Below are 3,138 nucleotides of genomic sequence, written 5' to 3'. Positions count from 1 at the left end.
CCGCCCCGCCGCTGGCGGGGCGGCGGCGGGGGAGCGGGGTTGCGGCCGCTTCTGTAGGGGCAAATCGGGCGCGGAGCCCTACAGAAGCGGCCCGAAGTCGCTCTCCCACGCCCGTGCCCGGCCCAGGTCGCGCAGCGCGGAGCCGACGAGCGCCATGATCCGTGGTCCATCGGCGACCACGTCGCGCCACGTGAACCGCAGCACGTGCCAGCCGAGCCGAACGAGAGAGTTCTGGCGGACACGGTCGCGATAGAGCGCCGCAGGCTCGCTATGGACACCGACGCCGTCGGCCTCGACCGCCAGCCGCGACGCTGGCCAGGCGAAGTCGACTCTGGCAATCGGACGGCCGGTCACTGGATCAAAGACCGGCCACTGGATCTCCTCGGGCGGCAGTCCGCCGTCACCCAGAAGCAAGCGCAACCGCGTCTCAAGCGGCGATTCCGACCGTCCATCGATCAGCGGCCACCAGGACCGAGCCCTGTGACCGTTCCGCCGAGCCTCCACCCGTGCGCGTAATCCGGCCAGGCCGCCCTTGCTCAGACGTAGCTGATGAAGCATGCCATCGACGACGCACACGAACGACTCCCGGTCGGACAGCAACGCCATGTCCTCCAGCGTCCGAGGCACCGAGGTCGTGGGGATTCCGCCGAGATCGACGATGTCCGACGGGTGCAGAGCCAGGCAGCGCCGGACATAGCCATTCCGTCGCCGGTGGTGGCCCTCATTGTTGTCCGCGACATCGACGGACTCCTGCGCCTCGTGCGCCAGCAGGCCGGGCATCCGGTGCAGGCGGGCGGCGGTGAGCCCACAGATCGTGCCGCCGACCATGGCGACCACCGCTCGTGCGCGGGCCCGCAGCTCGTCACGGACAGGCGGAACGGTCAGAGTGCCGCGAATCGGCGATGTCCAGCCCTGGTCACGCCGCCGCCGGGCGATCGCCGCGTCCGACATGCCGAGCTGGCGCGCCTGTCGCCGGGTGAGGACATCGTCCTGACGGCGGGCCAGCGCGATGACCTTGTCGTGGGCATCCATTCGGCAAGTCTCGGCTCGAATCGGCCGTTGGAGACGATCCGGTGGCCGTCCTGTGGATAACTGTAGCGGCGGCCCGCATCACCCTGGCCCGCCCTGTCTCGCCGCCTCCAGGAAGAGTCTTCGGGGAGCCTTGACAGACATCGTTCTGGCGCCGGCCGCCGGCCGACCTGTGGCAACCCCGCAGGATCACCATGGCTGGCATGCCGAGCCGGATCCGCGCGGGCGATAAGAGCTCTCTGCGGGAGAATGCATTTGATCCGTCAGGCATGCGTCGCCAACACTGTTGGCGTGCTGGCCGAGGACGACGAGGGAAACCAGCTGCTCGCCTTTGAACAAGATGTCCCCGAAGACGCTCTCGCCTGCGGGCTCCCGCCGCGGCGGTCGCGGCTCCCACGGATGTCGCATCACCGTGGAAGGTGCCGCTGCCCGCCGCGCTGGTCGCGCTATGGCACGGCGATGAGCTGCTGCTTGTCTTCGACCGGTACCGGCATCGCTGGGAGCTGCCCGGCGGCGGGATCGAGCCGGAGGAGACACCGCGGCAGGCGGCCGTGCGGGAGCTGCGTGAGGAGTCCGGTTACGAAATGGCTGACCTGGTCCTCGCCGGTCGGGCGAGGTTTGTCCTCCAGGCTCCCCGACGCGTCGAGGACGCCGCGATCTTCGCCGGTCGTGCCGAGCCCGCCGGCGTCTTCACTCCGAACGCGGAGATCGCCGCGATCACCTGGTGGGACGGCATCCGACCGATCGACGGCCGCGTCCAAATACTCGACCTGATGCTGGGTCGCCTCGCCCGCGCCGCCCTGCGCTGACGAACCGTGAAGCTGGACCCGCGCTGGCGCCGAAGCCGGCCGGCTGCCGGCGAACATCGCCGTGTGCGGGTCCGGACGGCCCGGCGGTCAGCGAAGCGGCCGGGACAACGGCGTCCCCGCTGGGAGGGGCGCGACCGGATCCGGCACGTGGGTCAGCCGGCGTTCCAGCGGACGTGGGCGGGCTGGTCGCCGCCCGTCGTGATCGCGTGGTCGGTGGCGGCGGGGTCCTGCGGGTTGAGGACGTGGAGCTGCTTTCCCTCGCCCTCCCGCTGGGCGCTGAAGACGAGTTGGCCGTCGGCCGCGAAGGTCGGGTCCTGGTCGTCGCCCTTGGCCTGGGTGAGTTGCTGGATCGAACTGCCGTCCGAGTTCATCTCGAAGATCTCGAGGTCGCCGCCGGCAGCGCGACTGAAGGCGATCTTTCCACCGTCCGGGGACCAGGCCGGGTCGGAGTCGCCATTGCCCTGGCCCTCGGTGAGCCGGATGGGCTGGGCGCCGTCCTGCGGCCCGATGATGACGATGAAGCCTCGATCGCCGCCTGTCGCGTTCGCCCAGTAGGCGATCTTGTCCCCGCTGGGAGACCAGGCTGGATCGGTGGCCTGGGCGGCGGCGTTCTTGATCTGCGAGACCTTGGATGTCTTGAGGTTCACGGTGTAGAGGCCGGGGATGGGGCCACTGGTGCCGTCTGTGGTGGAGCGGGTGACGACGGAGCCGCCATCCGGGGAGAAGGACGGCCGAGAGTCGTTCGGGATCGTCAGATTGGCGGCCTCGCCGGTGGCGAACAGCGAAACCGGCTTGCTCTTGCCGTCGGCGGCGATCGCCATGTACCGGTTGGCGCCGTCGCTGTCCTTGGTGAAGTAGACGACGGTCTTGCGGCCGGGCCGGATGACGGGGAGGACCTCGTTGCCCGGGGTGCTGGTGATCCGCTTCACGTCGGTGATGAGGCCGCTCGCCGGGACAGCGGCGGAGTACAGGTCGTAGTTGCCGTTCTTCTTGGCCGTGTAGACGATCCTGTCTTCGCCGAGGGGTTGGGCGGAGGCGGGGAGGGTGCCTGCCGCGGCGGGGGCGGTGGCTGTCGCGGTGGCGGCGGTGCCGGCGGCGGTGTTCTTGTCGTCGCCGCCGGAGCTCAGGGTGAGGGCGGTGGCGAGGATGGCGCCGACGGCGACGATGGCGCCGCCGATGAGCAGCGGTGTGCGGTTCTTCGAGCGGCGGCGGTCGTCGGGGCCGCCTGGCTGGGCGGCATTGCCGTAGGGGCCGGTGCTGCCGGGGCCGCCTGCGTGGGTGGGGGACTGGCCGCCGATGG

Annotated in this window: 3 protein-coding genes and 1 pseudogene; 1 reads left to right on the top strand and 3 read right to left on the bottom strand. The window is 70.5% G+C overall.

Annotation, left to right across the window (positions count from 1 at the left end):
- Positions 1–78: 78 nt before the first annotated feature.
- Both MXD58_RS23775 and MXD58_RS31260 read right to left on the bottom strand, forming a co-directional pair.
- Positions 79–828 carry an endonuclease domain-containing protein gene (locus tag MXD58_RS23775; protein ID WP_250609956.1) on the bottom strand — a complete coding sequence of 250 codons (750 nt, stop codon included), beginning with the start codon at positions 826–828 and terminating at the stop codon, positions 79–81.
- A 90-nt stretch (positions 829–918) separates the two neighbouring features.
- Positions 919–1,032: pseudogene (locus tag MXD58_RS31260) on the bottom strand (type IV toxin-antitoxin system AbiEi family antitoxin domain-containing protein); the annotation flags it as partial.
- Between the two features lie 416 nt (positions 1,033–1,448).
- On the opposite strand from MXD58_RS31260, the gene MXD58_RS23770 reads away from it, so the two are divergent.
- Positions 1,449–1,838, top strand: coding sequence for an NUDIX hydrolase (locus tag MXD58_RS23770; RefSeq protein ID WP_248839184.1), 390 nt, complete (start codon positions 1,449–1,451; stop codon positions 1,836–1,838).
- Positions 1,839–1,990: 152 nt separating this feature from the next.
- Here the strand turns inward: MXD58_RS23770 and MXD58_RS23765 are convergent.
- Positions 1,991–3,138, bottom strand: a 1,148-nt coding sequence (locus MXD58_RS23765) for a TolB family protein (protein ID WP_374616574.1), incomplete at its 5' end; no start/stop codon positions are given.

Source organism: Frankia sp. AgKG'84/4, assembly GCF_023242965.2.
Taxonomy (GTDB): domain Bacteria; phylum Actinomycetota; class Actinomycetes; order Frankiales; family Frankiaceae; genus Frankia.
Note: the sequence above shows the minus strand (reverse complement) of the source record. Positions and strands in the feature narration are given on the sequence as shown.